Origin of the sequence: Paenisporosarcina macmurdoensis (assembly GCF_042658845.1) — a bacterium.
Taxonomy (GTDB): Bacteria; Bacillota; Bacilli; order Bacillales_A; family Planococcaceae; genus Paenisporosarcina; species Paenisporosarcina macmurdoensis.
Window position 1 is genome coordinate 23,945 of record NZ_JBHSRI010000018.1, and the last position, 21,925, is coordinate 45,869.

General features: G+C 35.9%; 18 protein-coding genes. All 18 read left to right on the forward strand.

The genetic code is table 11. From position 1 onward, the window contains the following. Positions 1-763: 763 nt before the first annotated feature. The 18 genes from ACFPYN_RS09850 to ACFPYN_RS09935 all read left to right on the forward strand — a co-directional run bounded on the left by ACFPYN_RS09850 (position 764) and on the right by ACFPYN_RS09935 (position 21,876). On the forward strand, positions 764-2,068 hold the full coding sequence (locus tag ACFPYN_RS09850; protein WP_377733870.1) for a bifunctional folylpolyglutamate synthase/dihydrofolate synthase: 1,305 nt from the start codon (positions 764-766) through the stop codon (positions 2,066-2,068). A gap of 64 nt (positions 2,069-2,132) precedes the next feature. Continuing rightward, on the forward strand, positions 2,133-3,389 hold the full coding sequence (locus tag ACFPYN_RS09855) for a bifunctional folylpolyglutamate synthase/dihydrofolate synthase (RefSeq protein WP_377733871.1): 1,257 nt from the start codon (positions 2,133-2,135) through the stop codon (positions 3,387-3,389). 76 nt (positions 3,390-3,465) lie between these two features. Further along, positions 3,466-5,175, forward strand: a complete 1,710-nt coding sequence (locus ACFPYN_RS09860) for a diguanylate cyclase (RefSeq protein ID WP_377733872.1) — start codon at positions 3,466-3,468, stop codon at positions 5,173-5,175. 150 nt (positions 5,176-5,325) lie between these two features. After that, positions 5,326-6,600 carry an O-antigen ligase family protein gene (locus ACFPYN_RS09865; protein WP_377733874.1) on the forward strand — a complete coding sequence of 425 codons (1,275 nt, stop codon included), beginning with the start codon at positions 5,326-5,328 and terminating at the stop codon, positions 6,598-6,600. Between the two features lie 136 nt (positions 6,601-6,736). Then, positions 6,737-7,237 (forward strand): type IV pilus modification PilV family protein, encoded by a 501-nt coding sequence (locus ACFPYN_RS09870; protein ID WP_377733875.1) that lies wholly within the window; start codon positions 6,737-6,739, stop codon positions 7,235-7,237. 13 nt (positions 7,238-7,250) lie between these two features. After that, positions 7,251-7,823, forward strand: a complete 573-nt coding sequence (locus ACFPYN_RS09875) for a PilW family protein (RefSeq protein WP_377733877.1) — start codon at positions 7,251-7,253, stop codon at positions 7,821-7,823. 55 nt (positions 7,824-7,878) lie between these two features. Continuing rightward, the gene (locus ACFPYN_RS09880) at positions 7,879-9,348 is read left to right on the forward strand and encodes a hypothetical protein (RefSeq protein WP_377733879.1); all 1,470 of its coding nucleotides are present in this window, start codon (positions 7,879-7,881) and stop codon (positions 9,346-9,348) included. 171 nt (positions 9,349-9,519) lie between these two features. Continuing rightward, a complete protein-coding gene (locus tag ACFPYN_RS09885) occupies positions 9,520-10,932 on the forward strand; it encodes a hypothetical protein (protein ID WP_377733880.1) in 1,413 nt (470 codons plus the stop codon). Between the two features lie 14 nt (positions 10,933-10,946). Continuing rightward, the gene (locus ACFPYN_RS09890; protein WP_377733881.1) at positions 10,947-11,372 is read left to right on the forward strand and encodes a hypothetical protein; all 426 of its coding nucleotides are present in this window, start codon (positions 10,947-10,949) and stop codon (positions 11,370-11,372) included. Continuing rightward, positions 11,373-12,851, forward strand: coding sequence for a hypothetical protein (locus ACFPYN_RS09895; RefSeq protein ID WP_377733883.1), 1,479 nt, complete (start codon positions 11,373-11,375; stop codon positions 12,849-12,851). Positions 12,852-12,868: 17 nt separating this feature from the next. Then, complete coding sequence (locus ACFPYN_RS09900) at positions 12,869-14,518, forward strand: GspE/PulE family protein (protein ID WP_377733884.1); 1,650 nt, start codon at positions 12,869-12,871, stop codon at positions 14,516-14,518. An 8-nt stretch (positions 14,519-14,526) separates the two neighbouring features. Further along, positions 14,527-15,567, forward strand: coding sequence for a type IV pilus twitching motility protein PilT (locus tag ACFPYN_RS09905; RefSeq protein ID WP_377733885.1), 1,041 nt, complete (start codon positions 14,527-14,529; stop codon positions 15,565-15,567). After that, a complete protein-coding gene (locus ACFPYN_RS09910; RefSeq protein ID WP_377733887.1) occupies positions 15,567-16,778 on the forward strand; it encodes a type II secretion system F family protein in 1,212 nt (403 codons plus the stop codon). Before ACFPYN_RS09905 ends, ACFPYN_RS09910 begins: the two co-directional genes overlap by 1 nt. 325 nt (positions 16,779-17,103) lie before the next feature. Next, entirely contained in the window at positions 17,104-17,562 is a 459-nt protein-coding gene (locus ACFPYN_RS09915; RefSeq protein WP_377733888.1) for a prepilin-type N-terminal cleavage/methylation domain-containing protein, read from the forward strand. A gap of 21 nt (positions 17,563-17,583) precedes the next feature. After that, positions 17,584-18,537, forward strand: a complete 954-nt coding sequence (gene pilM / locus ACFPYN_RS09920; RefSeq protein WP_377733889.1) for a type IV pilus biogenesis protein PilM — start codon at positions 17,584-17,586, stop codon at positions 18,535-18,537. Between the two features lie 2 nt (positions 18,538-18,539). Next, entirely contained in the window at positions 18,540-19,322 is a 783-nt protein-coding gene (locus tag ACFPYN_RS09925) for a hypothetical protein (protein ID WP_377733890.1), read from the forward strand. Continuing rightward, positions 19,315-20,325 carry a LysM peptidoglycan-binding domain-containing protein gene (locus tag ACFPYN_RS09930; RefSeq protein WP_377733892.1) on the forward strand — a complete coding sequence of 337 codons (1,011 nt, stop codon included), beginning with the start codon at positions 19,315-19,317 and terminating at the stop codon, positions 20,323-20,325. The genes ACFPYN_RS09925 and ACFPYN_RS09930 overlap by 8 nt, the downstream gene beginning before the upstream one ends. Before the next feature lie 795 nt (positions 20,326-21,120). After that, positions 21,121-21,876 carry a prepilin peptidase gene (locus ACFPYN_RS09935; protein WP_377733895.1) on the forward strand — a complete coding sequence of 252 codons (756 nt, stop codon included), beginning with the start codon at positions 21,121-21,123 and terminating at the stop codon, positions 21,874-21,876. Positions 21,877-21,925: the final 49 nt, after the last annotated feature.

Below are 21,925 nucleotides of genomic sequence, written 5' to 3' on the forward strand. Positions count from 1 at the left end.
GAAGTCCCTCCCCGCAGAAAAGGCTGCGGAGCGGAGCGAGTAGCCCAATTAAAGATTTTTACTCACTGTTATAACTCCAAAATCTGATACCATTAAACTGAGCGGAGGCTCAGTCTGACTTTTTGACGTTGACGTCTGAAAAAATGGAGTCGACGTCTGAAAAAAGACGCTTCACGTCTGAAAAATCGCGGTTGACGTCTGAAAACCTAAGTTAAGGAAAAATCCGCGATATTTTCAAGCTTTAAAGAAATTGAAACCCCCACCCAAATTGTTTCAATGAGGTTTCACGTTGTAATTTAAATTTCATAGAAAATAATCCACCAAAAAAATGTGAGCATTGTTGTTTTTGAAACAATAAAATGTCATATATATTTCATATAGTAACTGAGTCAATTTCAAAAATGCCTTTTCATGAGTGATACACAATTAATTGAAAGTGTATTCCTTTGAATTGGTTAAGAATTTAGGTTATTTGATTGGAGTGGAGGGTGGTGACCCCAACGGGAATAGCATGAGCTGAAGACCCCGCAAGGCGAGCTTGCTCGTCGAGGAGACTGAGGCCATGCCCGCGGAAAGCGTCCACCCGTAACGGAAATCAATCACATCAATTTAGATCCAAACAGTTCCAAAGGTATGGTTGTTATGGTGGAAAAATATTCTTTAGTAACTAGAAATAATTTCATATCTTTTCCGCGAATGAACGTGATAGAATAAAGTGAATTCTCGGAAAATCTGGGAATATTCAGTTTGAGGAGTGACCTATGTGTTTACATCAGTCGATAAAGTAATTGAATTCATATATTCTATGGATCAGAAAACGGAACGCAATGGTCGATTAAGTCGTATCAAAGCTATCTTGGCTGTCCTAGGAAATCCGCATGAAGACTTCCGTTCTATCCATATCGCAGGGTCAAACGGCAAAGGATCTACATTGAACGCGTTAAAAGAAATTTTAATAGCGGATGGCCTCCAAGTAGGAAGTTTTATTTCACCTCACCTTGAAAAAGTAAATGAACGTATCATGATGAATGATGTAATGATAACTGATGATCAATTTATCCAATATATGAACGATATCTATCCGCTTTTGGAAGTCGGAGAAGTGGGCGAAGGGTCTAACTTTTTTGAAATATTGACCGTTATCGCCTTTATGTATTACCGCGATATGAAAGTTGACATTGCATTAATCGAAACAGGCATCGGTGGTAAATTCGATTCAACGAATGTGATCACGCCCTTGTTATCGATTTTAACTTCAATCTCACTAGACCATACGCAAATTTTGGGCGACACCATTGAACTTATTGCAATTGAAAAAGCGGGAATCATAAAACCATTGGTACCTGTTATCAGTGCGGTAAAAGCAAATGATGCGGTAGCTGTAATCGAGAATAAAGCGACATTGGAACAAGCACCTATCTATCAATTATATAAAGATTTTATTATAGAAAATGTTACCCAAGAAGAAAACCAACAACGTTTTTCTTATCGATTTACCGACGATTCTCTAGCTGATTTACACTTGAAGATGAAGGGTCATCATCAAATTGAAAATGCATCTCTGGCCATTTCAGCAGCACTGTTGTTGAACAGGTACTATGATTACACCATTACCGAAGCTAGCATACGCCAAGGATTACTGACTTCAAGTTGGGCAGCACGTTTTGAAGAAGTATTGCCAAATGTAATTATTGACGGGGCACATAACCCAGCAGGTATGGAAGTTCTTCTTCAAACCATTCATCAACGCTACGCGACCAAAAATATTCATGTCGTCTTTACGGCACTTCAAGACAAAGACATCACATCAGTTCTTCATATGCTAGATGAAATTGCAACAAGCATTACAGTGACAGAAATTCATGTGAAAAATGCAGCGGTCGCTAAAGATATATTCCAAGCAACAAACCATCCACAAAAACAATTAATCCTAAACTGGCAAGATGCACTGGAGCAAACTTTAGAGAAATTAGACGAATCAAGTATGGTTCTCGTCACGGGCTCACTGTACTTCATGTCACTCGCCCGTCCTTATTTAATAAAAAAAGCACAAGCAAAAGTACTTTAATAATTGACCCTACCTGTTGTTTAAGGTGGGGTCACTTTGTCGTTTGACGAAAGGAGATACACTAATGATTCCAAAATTTAATGAATACAAACAACGTTTTCAAATGGAAAGTAAAAATACAATCGAACCTGGCCTTGATGCAATAACTAATGCATTACAAAAAGTAGGGAACCCTCACTTGAACCTCCAAATTATTCATGTGGCCGGCACCAATGGCAAAGGATCAACCATTAGCATGATGAACGCCATGCTTCAAGAACATGGCGTCAAGACGGCATGCTTTTATTCGCCTTGTTTTATGGATGTGCATGATCAAATTCAATTAAATGGACACTATATTTCCTCGCAACAATTAGATGAAGTTTTTAAACAGGCGAAAGAAGCGGGACTAAGTGGCTTGCTCACTGATTTTGAATTGTTAACGGTCCTAGCATTTATGGCGTTTGAGCAATTCCAACCTCAAATCGTTTTGCTAGAAACCGGAATGGGGGGCAGGTTTGATAGCACGAATGTCATTACACCAATAATTTCTGTCATTCCAAGCATTGCATTAGAACATGAGCAATTTTTAGGAAACTCGATTGAAGAAGTGGCTTTTCACAAAGCAGGGATTATTAAACAAGGAATCCCTGTCATCATCGGAGTGTTAGAAGGAGATGCTGAAGAAGTCTTAGTAAAGGAAGCGCTAGAACTTCAATCACCTCTATGGAAGATTAATAAAGATTTTTCATTCATAAACGGAAACTATGATAATTATGAAGGGCAACATATTTCGAATCTTACTGTTCCACTTTTAGGTCAACACCAATTAAACAATGCTGCATTGGCAATTCGAACCGTTTTGTATGTAATGGACAAGCTTCACATTAACATTAATGAAGATTTAATTCGTAATGGATTAAGTAAAACATTTATTCCAGGTCGTTTTGAAAAGATTACAGACACATTGTATTTTGATGGAGCACATAACCCGGCAAGTGCTAGAGCGCTCGTAGATACAGTGAAGGAATTTTTCCCGAATACACCCATTCATTTTTACGTTGGAATGATAAAAGGCAAGGATGTTGAAAAGATTTTACGGATTTTTGAAGAAATTTCTTCAAATTTCACATTTGTAGATTTCGAAGATAATCGCTCCATGTCGTCTTCGGCTTTGTCGAAAATTAGTGAATCACACTTCGTTTATATGACTAAAGAACCACTAGAATCTATTGAAAAAAATCTTTCTAAAACACACACGACAATAGTAACGGGTTCCTTGTATCTCTTGTCAGAAATGCGTTTAAAAGCGCTCGAAATGTTTGGGAATCACCAGATTTAAAAGATGACAAAACTTTCTAAATTTGATACGATGTATTTTGTAATAGATACATGGAACCATATTGGAAGGGGTGCTTATGGACATTTCGAAACGTACACAAGGATTGATTTGGGTCATTTGGGCTCTATTTGTTCCAATTGGTATTTATCTTCTTTATCAGTTCTATGCACCAGATCAAGAAATTAATTGGCCGGTTTTATTGGGATATTCCGTACTCGCCATATTGACAACTTATTTCCCATTTAAAATAGCTGGTACCACCATCTTTTTAATACAGTGGATCAATTTAGCCATATTTTTGAAATATGGTGTATTTGTAGAAGTACTGGTCATGCAACTCTCAATTATTCCACTCGTGATGAAATTGAAAATCGGATTTAGTGATTTCTATCGTGCGATATTTAACTCATTTATGTTCTTTATGGTTTCTGTCATTAGTGGTGTCTTGGTCCTACTAATGGGCTATCAAGTTGGATCCATCGAATTAAAAGACATCATCTTCTTCGGATTTATCTATCAAGTCATCAATATTTTTACTAACCATGTAATCTTATATTCTTATCTTAGATTAACAAAACAAGAAAACGAAGGATTTTTCGGAAGAGATACGATTTGGGATTACGCTGGAATAATCGTGACTTTTCCTTTCGGAATAACTCTATATTTGCTCAATGAATATGTGGGAACAATCGCATTCTTTCTTTTAGGCGTTCCGTTTTTACTAGTTACATTCCTTGTTCGTTTATATAGCAATTCCGAGCGAATTAATGAAGATTTAAATCAAGCAACTGAAATTGGCCATGAACTAGCAGATCGACTCACTGGTGATGAAATTATTGAATTGTTTCTAACTAAACTAAGTAAAATGTTACCTGTCGACTATTCCTATATCGTAGATATTAAAGAAGGCGATATGGTTTTCTTAAAAGCGATGGAAAATGATGTGGATATTGAAATTGACCACTCTCATGAAGAATTATTAAAAAGTATTGCAGGCATTGTTTACAAAACAGACAAATCCATTTTGTTCAATAAACAATCTGAATGGTTGCAGTTAAGTGCTGGGTTTCTTCCAAATAATGCAGAAAGCATAATTTCCGTGCCAATCAGTCGAAATCAGAAAATGGAAGGCATATTGGTTATTGCCTCTAGAAAAAAATATGCATTTGAAACGTACCAGCTGCAAATTGTTAGTCTATTATGTTCCTACTTCGCCGTATCACTTGAAAAAGCTCGTTTTGTACAAGAAACTGTTTCAAAAAGCGAACGCTGTGCGTTAACAAAGCTTTATAATTATCGTTACTTAGAACAACAACTTGAAATCAATATGAATGATCTGCTAAATGGAGAACTTCGCCAATTATCCTTACTCATGTTGGACATAGATCATTTTAAAGCCATCAATGACACCTATGGACATCAAAGTGGAAATGACATCTTATTTAGTCTAGCTAGATTATTAGAAGTAGAACTAGAAGACTGTGGCATTCTGGCAAGATACGGAGGAGAAGAATTTGTCGTCATTCTACCAAACTACTCCAAAGAACAATCATTCAAATTAGCAGAAGAGTTACGAACGAAAATCGAATCCACATCATTTGAAATTCGCACAGAACTTGAAGACAAGCCGCAACTAATCCAAGTGAAAATCACAACCAGCATAGGCATATCAACAGCACCAGAAGACTGTGACGAAGCCATGGCCCTAATCCGAAACGCAGATCGCGCGCTTTATATAGGAGCGAAGAGAGAAGGTAGGAATCGGGTTGCGGAGTATGTGAAATAAGAAAACTGCAGAGGCAAATAGTCTCTGTATTTTTTTGCGCAAATATATCAAAAGAACGATATAATTCATTTAGAGAGAAATTATTATACATATGCAGGGGGAATTACCATCAAGAAACAAATTTCAGCTCAGGACCTTATTATATGGTTCATGATTTTATTTCCATTCATTATAGATCCATGGAATGAAGACTTTTCATTTTCATTAATTAAATCGACATTTCTAATTGCGTTCATGGGAATTATTTGGATTCTCGTATTAAGAGGAAAGTTGCTACAGCCAAAAATAGTTGATGAGAAAGTGAAGATTGAATACATACTAATTGTTTTTATCTTATTACTTACGCTTTCCACAATCTTTTCAGCTGATATTTATACTTCAGTAGTAGGTGCGTGGACAAGGCACGAAGGTTATTTAACATGGCTAGGATATTTAAGCGTGTTTTACTTCTTCTATCGTGTAATAAATTATAATGATTTTTCACTTGAAAAGTTAATGAAGAATCTCTTTGTAGTATCTGCAGTCATTTCAATTTATGGCATTCTTCAGCATTTTGATTACGATTTGATCTCATTGATTGTTCCTTGGGAAAGTCCTACTAGCAGTATTGCCTTTTTTGATAACCCGAATTTTTACGGAACATACTTAGTTTTGACAATGGGCATTGGTATGGGTCTTTACTTAATTGCAAGTGAAAAAAAACCACTGCTTTTCTATGGAATTGTACTGACATTAATGACATCTGTATTACTTTATACGAACACACGAAGTGCGTGGATTGGTTTGGCAATTGTTGCGTTATTTTACACGTTTACAATCGTAAAGCAATATAAGCTATGGAAAAACTGGATTTTCCTTCTTGTAGCGATGGGGATCATGGCAGTTGGAATTAATGCAAGTGAAGAAAATAGATATTTAGGGAAAATTTTTATCACACTAGAAGAATCAGGAGACTTACTAGATGAAGGACTAACTGGTCACGAAGGATCTTCTCGATTAATTATTTGGCAAAAAGATTTAACCATCCTTGACGATTATTTCTGGATTGGCTCAGGAGTAGACACACATTCCATTGTATTCCCAGCTACACCTGATGAGCTTGAGGAGTATTTTAACAACAGAACGATAATGGTTGATAAAGCACATAACGAATATTTACAAATAGCAGTGACGATAGGAATTCCGGCACTTTTGGTTTATTTATTGTTTTTATTCATGGTTTATCGCAGAGCAGTTCAAGCATTAAAAGTAGCAACTAAACAACAAAAATATATTCTCTTTACCTTAATGGCGGTCATTACAGGGTATCTAATTCAAGCGATCTTTAACATCAGCGTCGTTAGTGTTGCGCCTATACTGTGGATGTTCTTGGGTATAGTTTTTGGATATTCCACTCACATAAAACATCAATTCACAACAAAATAAAATAAAAATTATTGAAAGAGTCGAATTATTGGCTCTTTTTTTATTTGTATATGAGATACTTATAAAAATAGATTACATGACAAAAAAGTAAGTTCGAAGGATAATAGAATCAACTAAAGTGAAATGAGTCGATATTATGGGGAAAACTTATAAAAAAATAAATTGTGATGGTCTCACTTTGATTGAAGTTCTAGCTGCACTGGTCATTTTAGGAATTGTATTTATTGGAATTATGTCCGTTTTTCCTCAGATGTCCGTTTTTAATGGAAAGACGGGATCAAAACTAGACACAATGAATTTAGCAAGACAAGAAATGTCAGCATTTACGGAAAATAATATTCCATATGCTAATGGTTTTCCAATCGGAAATGATGGTTTAAAACTATTTATTGAGGATAAGTTAGAAATTCTTTTTCCTGCGGAGACTATATCAGAAGTTGAACCTTTAGACGATGATTTTATAGATTATAAATTAGATAAAGAAGGTACTATATATCATTATCAAATATTAAAAATTCCAGATATCGGAAGTGGTACTTTAGCAGAAATTTCTCTTTATAGGGTCATATTGAGTGTGAGGTCTGAATCTAATACGCCTGTAAGTAAAACATATGGCTATTTGGAAATCAAAAATTAGGATGATGGTTAAAATGAAATACATGAATAATCAAAAAGGCTTAAGTCTAGTTGAATTAATGGCTGCTTTAGCTTTAGTCTCTATCGTAGCTGTACTAATAATGACGACATTAACCCTTGGGATTAAAAAGTCAGTTGCGGAGAATGATAAAGTGAGGGTTCAACAGGAAGCTAATATTCTCGTTGCAAAACTACTAAATAATCACCGAGAAGGAGACTTATACTGTTTAATTATTATCGGTGAAGAATTAATTTTAGGTGGAACTAAAATGGAGGCACCTAACTCCAATAATCAGGTATGTGATTTTCCAGTGGTTAATTCAAGTTATATAAACAATCTCTATGATTCTACGATATTTAATATCACTTCTGAAATTATTGGAAACCAAGGTCCAGATTTAATAGAGGAAAGCCCGGTAGATTTAACAACGTTACCGATTAGTTTGATAAATCCAACGAGTAATCAAAAGCCTATTGATCCTGCACAACAGGATTTAGAGCTCTCAATAAAAATATCATATAAATCAGATGATAAAAAAAGTAATTATATAATAAATACTACTCTAATTAGATATAAGACAAATTGATTTTCATTCAGTGAAAAAATGGAATTGAATAAAATTTGGAGATAGGGGTGTTAGGATGACCCATATTAAAAACAATCAAGGTTATGCATTGTTACTAGTGCTTTTGATGATTGTCCTGTTTATAAGTGTTGCTGCCGTTTTTGTTAACACCTCAATTAGTCATTCGAAACAAGAGATTGTATTAGATAAAAGTAATCAATCCTTAGTACTTGCTGAAATGGGTATTCAACATTTAGAAACATTATTTAATCAGAAATACAATGTGCTAAGAAACGATATATACAAGCAAGTGCAAGATGAAATTCAACTAGTAAAACTAGAATGTCAAATAGATAGTCCTCCAGCAAAATGTTATGACCAAAATTATATTAACGAAAAAATTATAGACGCTAAAGAAAGCTCGCTAAACCTATTTAAAAGTGGATTAATACAAATCATCAACGAATTGAAGTTAGTAACTAATTCTCCGGATTTATCAAGTAGTTATAAAGTGAATGAAATAACCGTAACACCAAATATAAATACATTGGACTTTTCAACAGAATTTTTAGAAATAAAAGCCTATGTTTTCGGAGAAATTGACAACAGTAGTGGAGAAAAAGTAGAAAAACAGTTGATTACTACATTTAATGTAAAACTAGTTAGCTTTTTTGATGATAGTGATCCCATAACATTACTTTCTCGTCCGTTAACTCAGTTAGAGATTGAAACAGAGTTATTAAGCCCTCCTGTGACTAGCATTTCTTGTGATGTCATTCACGCATATAAAGATACTATGTCACCTCCATACAATTGTAATTTAGAAGAAGGATCAGACTTTAAACTTGAGTCATTAATTACTGTTTGGAAAAATGCTGGAATGGATTTGTCTGAGATAAATGTAGTGGTTGAAAACTGGGTAGAATCAATATGTACAAGCAATTGTAACTCTATTGATCTTGAAGGAGTATCCATTTTTTCAGCTGAACAAGAAATTAATCTTAGAAATAATATGAATGGTTTTGCGGATGGGGAAGTTTATTTTAATGGAGTATTTACAATCGGAAATAACTTAAACAATCTTAATAAAAATGAAGATGGTAACCTAATCATGGTGTTTAGAGGATTAAATACAGATAATAATATTCAAAATATGACCAATACAACGATGGTGATTTTAGGACAGTCACCAATTCTAGAAGAAAACTTCAAATGGGGTTCGAATTTTTCATTGGATGCAGGTTCAAAAATGTGTATTAATGCAGATATGATACATCCAAACTCACTTGCAAAAATTGTATCTAGTGTATCTTTTGGAACTGATACAGAATTCCATTATTTCACTGAAAATCAATCTTTGGTTTTAAATCCAGTAAAAAGACCGTCTAATACTGGAGACTTTGTTACTAGTCGTTCAGCAGATTTCTTGAATTTCTTAAATGAATGTGGAATAGATGTAGATGACTTACCAGAGGTATTAATTAGCTATCCAAGAGATGTGAATATTGAGCCAGAAGTGAATGTAGATGTGATTTATAATCCTTAATGGTGACTGTTTTATTAAAACGAATTATTAACGAATCTAATTAATATTGGATTCGTTTTTATTTTATTAAAAAACACAATAATGCATGACATTTTTCCTAATATATATGATAATAAAGTAATTGCAGGAATAAATAATAGATAAAATGACTTAATAAGGAGAGATAATATTTTGGAGAAATATATTAATCAACGAGGATATGCTCTTTTAATTGTCTTATTAACTATTATAATATTCTTAAGTATATCGGCTGTCTTTATAACTTCCTCATTGAATCATGTTAAGCAAGAATTAACTGTTGATCAAAAAAATCAATCTTATGTAGCTGCTGAAATGGGAGTGAAGTTAATATCTTCTGCAGTTAAAAATCAAATTGAGAATAAATTGATGGAAATTGAAAATACTGTTTTGACTGAAAAAAAGCGTTTAGAACTGTGTAATACTTTCACCACTGAGAATTCTAACTGCAAAACTCCTGCAGAAGAAAAGGCATATCTTAACAATTTAAAAATAGATCAACTGTCCATGTATAGTAATTTTATTACAAACTTATCTAATACATCCTTAACAACTTACAGTAAGGAAAATAATGACATAAAATTATCTAGTGATGTCACTTATTATTTGTCATCTATGACACTTAAAACGATTCCACAAAACAAGAAACAATTTGAAATCTTAGTTCAAGGTGTTTCCAATGATAATGAGTCTTCCATAAAAGCAACTATTGAATTTAATGAATTACTCGACATTTTTGATATAACTAATTCACAAAAATACATATATGGTTTAAGTAATTCTGTAACATTTAATGATGTATTTCCAGAAACGCCTAACATAACGTGTTCAGCTTTGTTGACTAACAACCTATCGATATTAACAAAACCCTATAATTGTAAATTAGAAACAAATCAATCTCTTTCAAACTTAAAAGATTTAATTTCCTCCCAGTACAATATAAAAGATTTCAATATATTTATTCCGGCAGGAATATCTTTCAACTGTGATAATACATGTAGAGGCAAGGATTTTATTGGACTAAATTTATTTGTAGGCAATGGAGATTTATTTTCGAAAAATTTGAATAATTTAGTGAATGCTAATTTATATGTTAATGGTAATATTGATGCTCAAGTAGCAAATAATCTTGGAAGTTCAAATGGTCGATTGGTCTTGGTTTCACAGGGATTATCAGTGAAATCATCAAATGGCGTAGCTAATACTTCCATTGTTCTTTTGGGGAAAGTAGATAAAACAGCTCAATTTAGCATAACTGGTAATAATGATAAGTTTAATCTAGAAGGCTCTTCTAAATTCTGTATTAATACTGACAATTTTAGTGCTAATTCATTGGACGAAGTAAGAAAAATTGCTGGAAATGGAAAAATAATATATTACACTTCTAATTCAGAATTTGTTTTTAGTGGATTTAATAGTAGTCTAATCATACAAAAATCAACTAATCTAAAAAAATTTTTAGATATTTGTGAAGTTGACAGTTATGCAGTTGGAAATGGAATTGATATTCCTACAATTAACCCGGATTTACCATTACCAGTAATTGCTGACGTAAAATATCAATAGAAAAGAGATGAAACATGATTAAATATCTTATACTCCTATTGCTTGCACTTATTGTGTTTCCAATAGTCATATTATTCGTAAAAAAGATAGAGTTAAAGACAAAATTGATGTTTTTAGTGGGTGGTCTTTTAATCGCTCTTTTAGGTTTACTAGTACAATCGACACTTAGTTTATACTACGCACTATTAATCATGATTGGATTAACTTTCGCAGGTGCAGTTATTTTTACAAAACAGTTCGAAACGCAAAAATTAGCTGAAGAAGAAGCACATATTTATGTCCCTAAAAATATTAAAGAGGCGGTTGAGAAACCTACTCAATCCTATGTTGAACCAAAACCAACTAGTAAAGCTCAAGTTGAACTTGAGCTTGCGCCGACAACTGTAACCGAAGTCAAAAATGATGACTGGTTAAAACCATCCAAGAAGGAGGACCAATAAATGAATAATAAATTATTTGGGACTACTTTTGCAGCCCTTCTTGGCTCTTCAGTTTTATTCTTTGGTGTTACACAAGCAGGTACATTTGTAATTGATGATGTGATTTTTGCCTCTAAAGAGTTTGGTGATCAAACCTATATAGGGCCATTTGATGTTTCGAACTTACCGGAAGAAGAAGCGGCAATTACTATTCAAACAGGGGTTAAAGGTTGGTATGATCAAGCGCAAGTGGAAATAAAATTGCAGGACGCAATTGTTCCATTTCCTCTAGAAGTGATCGAATTTAACACGGATGGTACATTAACTTCCGCACAAGACGGTGCAAAAAACGAACTCCAATTTGACGTTACGGAAGAATCAGTTGGCACGTTTTTAAATCAACAATTTGCACCATTTGTCTTTAGTGATGCGGAAATAGCAAGCGCAACTGAGGTCATTCGTATTCAGTTAGCTTCAGGAAGAAATAATCAAACAATTGATATCTCGAGTGCTTTATTTGCGAGCACGACTACTGAAGCCACGGTTACCGATGTAACCTTTGATGCCATCGAAACTTCGGTAGGTATTCAAAATCTACTTTTGGCTTTAGATGGATATGAACTAAATCCGTTGACAACATTCTCATTGTTGAAATTTATTGAAACTGCTGATGTAGGAATTGTGACTGAGCAAGATTTAACAACAGTTGCATCGATTCTTTACGCGTCTGTCCTTCAAACGAATTTTGGTGTAGATGAGCGGAGTATTGGGCCAACTGTTCCTACGTCAGTTCCACTAGGTTTCGAAGCAACAATTAATAGGGAACTTGGAGTTGATTTTGTTTTCACGAATCCAAACTCAACTACGTTCACGCTAAACCTGAGTAATGTTGGTACTAGTTTAAAAGCGTCACTAACTGGTTTGCCACTAATTTATTCTTACCAAACGACAATTACCAATAAAGAAGAATTTTTACCAAAAACAATTAAGCAGTTTAGTTCATTTGTTGAACAAAATTCGATTAACATTAAAACTCCAGGTGCGAATGGAGTACAAGTTGCCGTTATAAAAACGATTTTATCAGGTGATGATGTGTTGGAAACTATTAATATATCAAAAGATTTCTATCCACCCGTTCATAAAGTAGAAGTTCATCCTTTGACAGTTATAGCCCCTGCTGAAGGTACTGGAGATGGAACAACGACAGATGGCACAGGGACTCCAACTGACGGAACTACAGGTTCTACAGATGGAACAGGAACTTCAACAGATGGCACAACTGGAAGCACAGATGGATCTGGCACATCAACAGACGGGTCAACGGATCAACCTTCTGCAGATACCGGAAACGGGACATCAGGCAGTGGTGATGGAACTACAGGTAGTGGGACGTCAACAGGAGGTTCAGGATCAGGAACTAATTCGGGAAATGAAAATAATAACGACGATACAGAGCCGGAATACGATAAAGGTGGAAATGTAATACCACCAAGTAAGTAGGTATAGGGGGAAGCAACTTGATTCGAAAAAGACTGGGTGATTTACTAGTTGAAAGTGGGCTAATTACAGAAGATCAACTAACTACTGTGTTGCAAAAAAAATCACGAGACGAAATGCTTGGCGATGCACTTTTGCAACAAGGAATTATTACGGAACAACAGTTACTGGAAGTACTCGAAATCCAACTTGGAATCCCTCAAGTTCAATTATTTCATTATCCTTTTGACGCGAAAATTTTCAGCTTAATTCCTAAGGATTTAGCGAAACGTAGTTTAATTGTTCCTTTAAAAATTGACGGAGATAAACTATATGTTGCGATGAAAGACCCAATGGATTTCATCACGATAGATGATTTGCGTTTAATTACTGGTTTTCAAATCATTCCTGCGATTGCATCAAAAGAAGATATTTTAAAAACAATTAATAAATATTACGAAGACGAATCGTTTGATGATTTCTTAGTTGATCAAGCCGTTTCTGCTGAGAAACAAGAAGAACTATTAGATGTGGATGCTCCAGTTGTACGGATTGTTAATCAGATAATGTCTGCAGCAGTTACGCAAAAAGCTAGTGACATACATTTTGATCCTCAAGAAACACGTTTGTTGGTTCGATTTCGAATTGATGGAGTTTTACATGATGAGCGAACGCTTCCTAAGTTAATGCAAGGAATGGTCACGGCTCGTATTAAGATTTTGGCGAAGCTAGATATTACTGAACATCGGATTCCTCAAGATGGAAGAATTAAAACAAATGTTGATTTTCGACCAATCGATTTGCGTGTCTCCACACTCCCAACAGTTTATGGCGAAAAAATCGTAATGCGTATTTTGGATTTATCGAATAATTTAACAGACATTTCGAAACTTGGTTTTTCTGAAAAGAATTTTGAGCGTTTGATGAAAGAGATTGCAAAACCTAACGGAATCGTCTTGATTTCCGGTCCTACTGGGTCTGGTAAATCATCCACTTTATATGCAGCACTAAGCCATTTAAATGATGAAGAAGTGAATATTATTACGGTTGAAGATCCGGTAGAGTATCAACTTGAAGGAATAAACCAAATTCAAGTGAATTCAAATGTCGGATTAACATTTGCGGCTGGACTTCGCTCTATACTGCGTCAAGATCCGGACATTGTTATGGTCGGGGAGATTCGGGATAAAGAAACGGTTGAAATCGCGATTCGCGCTTCACTAACGGGTCACTTAGTATTAAGTACCATTCATACCAATGATTCGATTGCTTCTGTTACGCGTTTAATGGACATGGGGGTTGAACCATTTTTAGTTACAAGTTCTATTAATGCGGTTGTCGCACAACGTTTAGTTCGGAGAGTTTGTCGTGACTGCAGTGAAAAACAGGAACCAACTGTTCGTGAAATTGACATTTTCCAAAAGCGTGGAATGGATATACAAGCGATTACTAGAGGTAAAGGTTGCCCTTCTTGCGGGATGACAGGCTACAGAGGACGTATGGCAATACATGAAGTTCTTGTAATAGACGATAAAATTAAAAGTGTGATAAACCGTGGCGGAACAGCAGCTGATATAAGAGAAATTGCTCAAGCTAATGACACGATATTCTTAATAGATGACGGATTAGAGAAAGTAAGAGAAGGCAAAACGACGACAGAAGAAATTCTGCGTGTTGCCCTCCAAGATTAGGTGGAAATATGAGAGAATCAGTCGATCAATTACTAACCAATGCTTTTCACCAAAAAGCATCAGATATTCATATTACTGTCGGTGTACCTCCAATCTTTCGTGTTCAAGGTGACTTGGTAAAGATTGGTTCTACGCCTATCACGGCAGATATGTCCAGAGAAATGGCACGATCGATTACACCGGATAAACTATGGGACACATTTTTAGAATTAGGCGAGCTAGATTACTCACATGTGGTAGAAAATGTTGCCCGTTATCGTGTTAATGCTTTTCATCAAAAAGGGAAGATCTCTATCGCATTCCGTACGATCCCACAAATTATTCCAACGGTTGAGCAGTTACAAATGCCGAATACGTTGAAGAAATTAGCAGAAACAAAACAAGGATTAATTTTAGTGACAGGTCCTACCGGTTCAGGAAAATCAACTACTCTAGCAGCCATGATTAAACATATGAATACGGATTTGAATTTGCATATCATAACGCTGGAAGATCCTATTGAATATATGCATGATCATGGCACGAGTATTATCGATCAACGCGAAGTTGGCTTTGATACGAAATCCTTTACGAGTGGTCTACGTGCAGCATTAAGACAAGATCCAGATGTCATTCTCGTTGGGGAAATGCGTGACTTAGAAACTATCGGGATTGCCATAACTGCGGCAGAAACGGGTCACTTAGTATTAGGTACATTACATACTTCTAGTGCTGCTTCAACCATTGAACGTATTATTGACGTGTTTTCACCAGAACAGCAAGCACAAGTGAGAACTCAACTTGGTGGTGTATTAAAAGCTGTAATTAGTCAACGTTTGATTAAAACTGTTGATGGAAAAGGTCGTCGTGCTGCAACAGAAATATTAATTAGTAACTCAGCTATTGCGAACTTAATTCGAACAGCAAAAGTTCATCAAATTCCAAACGTCATCATGACCAATCGCGCACTAGGGATGCATATGATGGCGACGTCAGTTAAAGAATTGGTCGAGTCCGGCCAAATTTCACAAGAAATGGCTCAGCCATATCTTGAAGGAGAAGAGCATTAATGGCACGTTTCCAATATGTAGGTCGTGACCGTAAAGCCGTGCGAAAAGGAATTGTACAAGCTGCGAATCAAAGAGAAGCAGTTATGAAACTGCGTGATGATGGCATTCGCATTACTGAAATTAAGCAAATGGCCGCAACAACACTTCAAAAAGATATCGCTTTTGGTAATCCAGTAAAGCGTGAACAATTTATTATGTTTTTACGTCAATTTGCGACACTTATGCGAGCTGGCGTAACGATTGTTGATTCATGTGTAATCCTTTCCCAACAAGTTGAATCTAAAGCATTGCGTCGTGCACTTATCGAAATTTCAGATGATTTAAAAAGCGGTAATGCATTATCAGAATCTGTGAAAAAATTCCCGAGAATCTTTGAACCGCTTGTTGTGAATCTTCTGCAAGCTGGTGAATTAACAGGATCGATTGATGATTCATTAGATACATTAGCCTTACATTTTGAGAAAGCTCATGCCACAAGACAAAAAGTAGTTTCGGCCATGACTTATCCATTAATAGTCGCGATTTTAGCAGTGGGTGTTGTTATATTCTTACTGACTTCAATTGTTCCAATGTTTGTAGAGATGTTCAGTAGTTTTGGTGGCACGCTGCCGTTACTTACTAGATTCGTAATGGGTGCCAGTGATTTTGTGCAGGGATATTGGTATGTTTTAATTGCTGTTGCCGGTCTATTTGCTGGAGGCTTATGGTTACTAAGAAGAGATGCGAAGGGTAGATATTTACTTGATACTTTCCTGTTGAAAATGCCTTTGTTTGGTAATATTCTAAAAAAAGCTGCTCTTGCACGTATGACACGAACATTAAGCTCGTTATTTTCAAGTTCAGTCCCTATATTAACTGCGCTGACAATGGTTGAACGTGTGGTTGACAATGAAGTAATCGGAAAAGTAATTCTCCAATCTCGTGATGGATTAGAAAGAGGAGAATCGATGACTGGACCTATGAAAGATCATTGGGCATTTCCGCCTTTAATACCTCATATGATTGCCATTGGTGAAGAGACAGGAGCTCTAGATCATATGTTAGAGCGAGTAGCAGAGTTCTATGAAAAAGAAGTCGATGCAGAGACTGATAAACTAAAGGCGATGATAGAGCCATTAATGATTGTTTTCTTAGCAGGGCTTGTAGGAACCATTGTTATGGCGATTATGTTACCTATGTTTGGAATGTTTGAAAATATGGATAATATGTAGAGGATTTAGCACTCTATTGTGACAGATTAAGATACAGTAATTTATTATATTTTAATAATGACAACATATTATTATTAAAATACAAGTCAAATTATAATTCATAAATATATAATTATAAGAAGGACTTAATATTTATTTACTTCACTGACAAATTACCCGTAATAAACCTATTTAGTAGGCATTGAGATGTGCATAGTAGGTGAATTATACTTAAATTAAAATGAGTACAAAGTCTATTTATCTATATATTTCGACATATAAACGTGTTATTATACAGATGTACTCATTAGTACCAATTTTTAGAGAAAAAAGGGAGGCTTACAGAATGAGAAAATTCATTCAACAAAAGTTAAAAGAACAAAAAGGCTTAACATTAATCGAGCTTTTAGCTGTAATCGTAATCTTGGCGATTATTGCAGCAATTGCTATTCCAGCGATTGGGAATATTATTAATAATAGCCGAGTTGGAGCCGTAAAGTCTGATTATATTAATGCAATTGCAGCATCAGAATTATATTTGTTAGATAATCCTAATGATATTTCTGTTAGTTTAGAGAATTTGCAAGGGACCCCTGATGTATCTACAGATTCTGGTGAAGTATACTTAGATGATTCTGGTTCACTTGGTGCTTTTGCCTATAAAGTAGAAGATAAAACTGTTACTGGAAATGGAACAGTTGGGAATGTAACTATAACTACTGAAAATGCTACAAAAGAAGATATTAGTTCATTGCAAAATAGTGCTGATGCTACTTCTGCAGGTACAGTAAAATTAGCGAGATAAAATTTAATCGGAGCTGATCCTATGAAATTCACACCATCGTTCTTAAATAAACGCACACGCGTGGCGACGGTTACAATTGAAGAAGATGCGATCCGAATGGTAGAAGTGAAGTCAACGTCTCCTTTGCATGTGATTTGTGCAGAGGAGCGTTCTTTGCCTTCTGGCATTATCACGGATGGCAAAATTGTGGACGCGGATACGTTGGTGTCGATTTTAGGCGAGGTAGTGGATGAGTGGAAACTTTCCCGCAAAGCTGTTCGCTTTTTAGCACCTGACGAATATGTGATTATCCGCAAACTAACTTATCCTCCTGATGTTCGACGAGATGAGTTGAAAGGCCACTTCTTCATTGAAATTGGTTCGACACTTTATTTACCGTTCGAAGACCCCGTTTTTGATGTGGTTCCTTATACTGCATCAACAGAAACAAAAGAAGCTATATTAATCGCTTCGAAAGAAAGCATTTTGAATACATATGAAGACGTCTTTGAAGACGTGAAAATGAAACCGATTGTTGCTGATATTGGTCCACTAGCGTTGTATCGATTGGCTTTTTCGCAACATGAATTTTCAGGTGAGGAACACATTTTATTATTAGATGTCAAAAACGATAGTTATATCGTTTCAATTTTCCATCAACATTTCCCGTTATTTATGCGACCAGTGGAAGTTGCTGAGCCAGATGAATCGAATTACTTTAGTGGTTCACAAACAACTAAAATGGATTCACTTATTTCAGAAATTGAAAAACTCATTAATTTCTATCGCTACAATATGAATCAAGGAAATGAAGGCATCACTCATGTGTTATTAAATGGTGAGTTAGATGGATGGGAAGACTTATTGAAGACACTCGAATTACGTTTTGAAGTCAAAACTTCAACTGTTATTCGTGAAACAATTTATTTAGAAGATGGAAAAGCGATTCCTGTTCGTTTTAACCGAGCGCTCGGACTAGCCCTGAAAGAGGTGTGATGATGTTAGTAGATATAAATTTACTTGGCGATAAGGAACGGGACCGTCCTGCCTTTGTCGTTGCAGCCATATCACTTATTCTTTTAGGACTCGTTACGGGACTCGTTTTTTATTTCCTTGGTAATACATATAGCAACAAACAGCAAGTTCTTGCAGCACAAAGCGTAGAAGTCGTTGGACAACAAGCGGCCATACAAGAGCAAATGGTTACAACAGCAGCATTAAGTGATACACAGAAATTGCAAAAAACTGTCGAGTGGGCTGAAACTTATCAGTACGATACACTCCCTTTGATTCGTAAATTGACTGCGTTATTACCGGAACGTGGGTACTTCTTAAGCTTTTCATTTTCAACGCCAAACCAAGTAACCATCACGACCCAATTTGATACATCTCGTGATACGGCGTTTTACTTAACTCAACTTAAAGCGTCCGAAATGATCACGGATGTTGTGTTATCTTCAGTTTCTTATCAACCTTTAGCTGAGGAGGCTGTCGAAGAAACGGATGGAGTGGTTACAGAAGTTGAGCCTGTGGAAGAAATCATGCCACGATATTTAGCTTCTTACGCAGTGACGTTTTTAGATACACGTATGCCAGCAGATGGTACAGCTGTTCCAGTTGATCCAAACGTTCCACCTGTTGAAGGAGAAACGCCAACTGAAAGTGAAACACCTGCAGAGGAAACACCAGAAGAACAACCGGAAGAGCAACCAGCTGAAACACCTACTACCGAACCACAAGCTCCTGCAGACGATGCACAAGGAGATGATGCAAATGAGTAACTTAACGAGAAAGCAAAAGGAAATTGGACTTATCGTATTATCAAGTTTATTTTGTTTAATTATGATTGCCTATGCGTATTTCACATTCTATGTGCCGAAGAAAGAAAGTTTAGCAGTTGCTGAAACAACACTCACAACTGATAGACAAGTGTTGTTTGCATTAGAACAACAGCTGGCTGATCAACCAGATATTCCGGTCGTCAGTTCACTCGAGTTGCAAAAGAAAGTACCGATCGATCCATTGACGGAGTTAATCATTTTGCAAATTGAAAAAGCTGAAGTCGTGTCGAATTCTCTTGTTCAATCAATCGGATTCTCAGAAGGACCCTTTGTTATTGAAGCACCTCCAGAAGGGGTTGAAACACTACAACAGCTTCTTGTCAGTTTATCTATTGAAACATCATCGTATGCTACTTTAGAAGATTTCATTGATGAGATTGAGAAATTAGATCGCATATTAATTGTAGATAATATCTCATTCAGTTCACCAGGAGAAGTCACAACGGAGGAATTAGAACCTGCGAAGTTACAACTGTCATTGTCTTTCACAGCGTTCTATCGACCTGATTTACTCGAACTTCTTGATGAGGGACCTAAAGTAGACACTCCTGCACCCGCAGACAAGTCTAATCCACTCCCTTCAAATGAAGTCATTGATGACGGAGAAGTAGTTGCTACAGAAGCTGATGCAACAACGATTACTGAAACTATAGAAGCACAAGAGACTGATAGTGAATCAGTTGATGAAGTATCGAGCGAAGCCAATTCGGTTACACAAGCTCCTTCTTCTACAAAACCAGTGACAAAAGTAGCAACTGCACAATCCACAAAAGGTGCAGCCGAAACAAAAAATCAAACATACAAAGTTAAACTAGGAGACACTCTTTACTCGATTTCAATGAAACACTATGGAACTCGATTAGGTGAAGAGAAAATCAAAGTAGCCAATGACTTACCTTCGAATAACGTAATGGTCAATGAAACATTAATCATTCCATATTAAACACACAAAAACTGGAGAGCGCACCATTTCTCCAGTTTTTGTTTCATTACTTATTAATTGGCTATAGCTAAAGAGCTTTGAATTTATAAAACGCCGAAACCAATATAGTATAATCGAGCCTTTGCTTGTGAGAGGGAATCAACACTCTTCTCGTGGGTGAACAGGCAAGCCTCCTCAATAGTGTTTGGTTCATGATAAGTTTAAAGATGATATTGAATAACAGTCGAAACACCATCATGTCTCAAAAGCATGAAACGATATGAACTTATACATGTTCAATCAATCTAAATCTACGACTAATGTAAAATGTTCATATACATATGAGTATGTAAAATTTAATAGTTTTATCAAAATGCTGTATTAACATCTGTTGACGATTTGAATAACAGAAGGAAAAGTACATTTACACCTAGCATGCCGCAATGGCTGTCTAAAAGCCCCTAATATAAAGTAAGTGGAGTAAAAAGTCTTTTTTTCTCTACTTACATTTGAACATTTATACCACTTATAATTGTCTTATTGCACATAACGAACTTAAGGTTGATTGGAGTGGAAGACGGCGACTCCGGCGGGATTAGCGTGAGCTGAAGACCCCGCAGGCGAGCTTGCTCGTCGAGGAGGCTGAGGCCATGCCCCGTGGAAAGCGTCCGTCTGCAACGGAAATCAACCTTTGGTAACAGTGAATATACGATGAATAACAATAACCTAAAACAAAGTTTAGTTAATGAAAATATTGAAATCAGTAGAGAAAAACACAAATTGTGACATGTGTTTTTCTAAGAATGAGAGGCATTTATGGAAATCCTTTATACCATATTATTTTTTATCTACGGACTTATATTCGGTTCATTTTTTAATGTAGTAGGGTTACGCGTTCCGAAAAATGAATCAATCGTAACCCCACCATCCCATTGTACGATTTGTGATCGTCGATTGACATTTAAAGATTTGGTGCCTGTGTTTTCATTCGTATTTTTAAAAGGGAAATGCCGTGGTTGTGGCACGAAGATTAATTGGATTTATCCAGTGATGGAACTTACTACAGCTGTGTTATTCGCATTTGCTTATTGGAAAATCGGATTTTCGCTTGAACTCATCGTAGCGATATTATTTATTTCCATGCTGGTGATTATCACAGTATCTGATTTCGCATATATGTTAATCCCAGACAAAGTTTTATTATTCTTTGGTGCATTATTAATTATTGCGCGTGTCTTTTCACCACTTGATCCGTGGTGGGATAGCATTATTGGTGCTGTCGGAGGGTTCGGACTTTTGTTGTTAATTGCCATATTGTCGAAAGGTGGCATGGGCGGTGGAGACATCAAGTTGTTCGCAGTGATCGGGCTTGTGTTAGGGATTATCCCAACGCTATTAACACTGTTCTTAGCCGCGTTTATTGGTGCCATCGTAGGTGTAATTCATTTGCGTCGATCCAAGCAAGGTCGAAAAACGCCAGTGCCTTTTGGACCGTCCATCGCACTCGCTGCCATCATTGTCTATTTTTATGGAACACAAATGCTCGACTGGTATACGAATTTGTTAGTTTAACTCGAAAACTTTTTTGGACAAGCCGACACCGGTCTTGTCTTTTTTTATT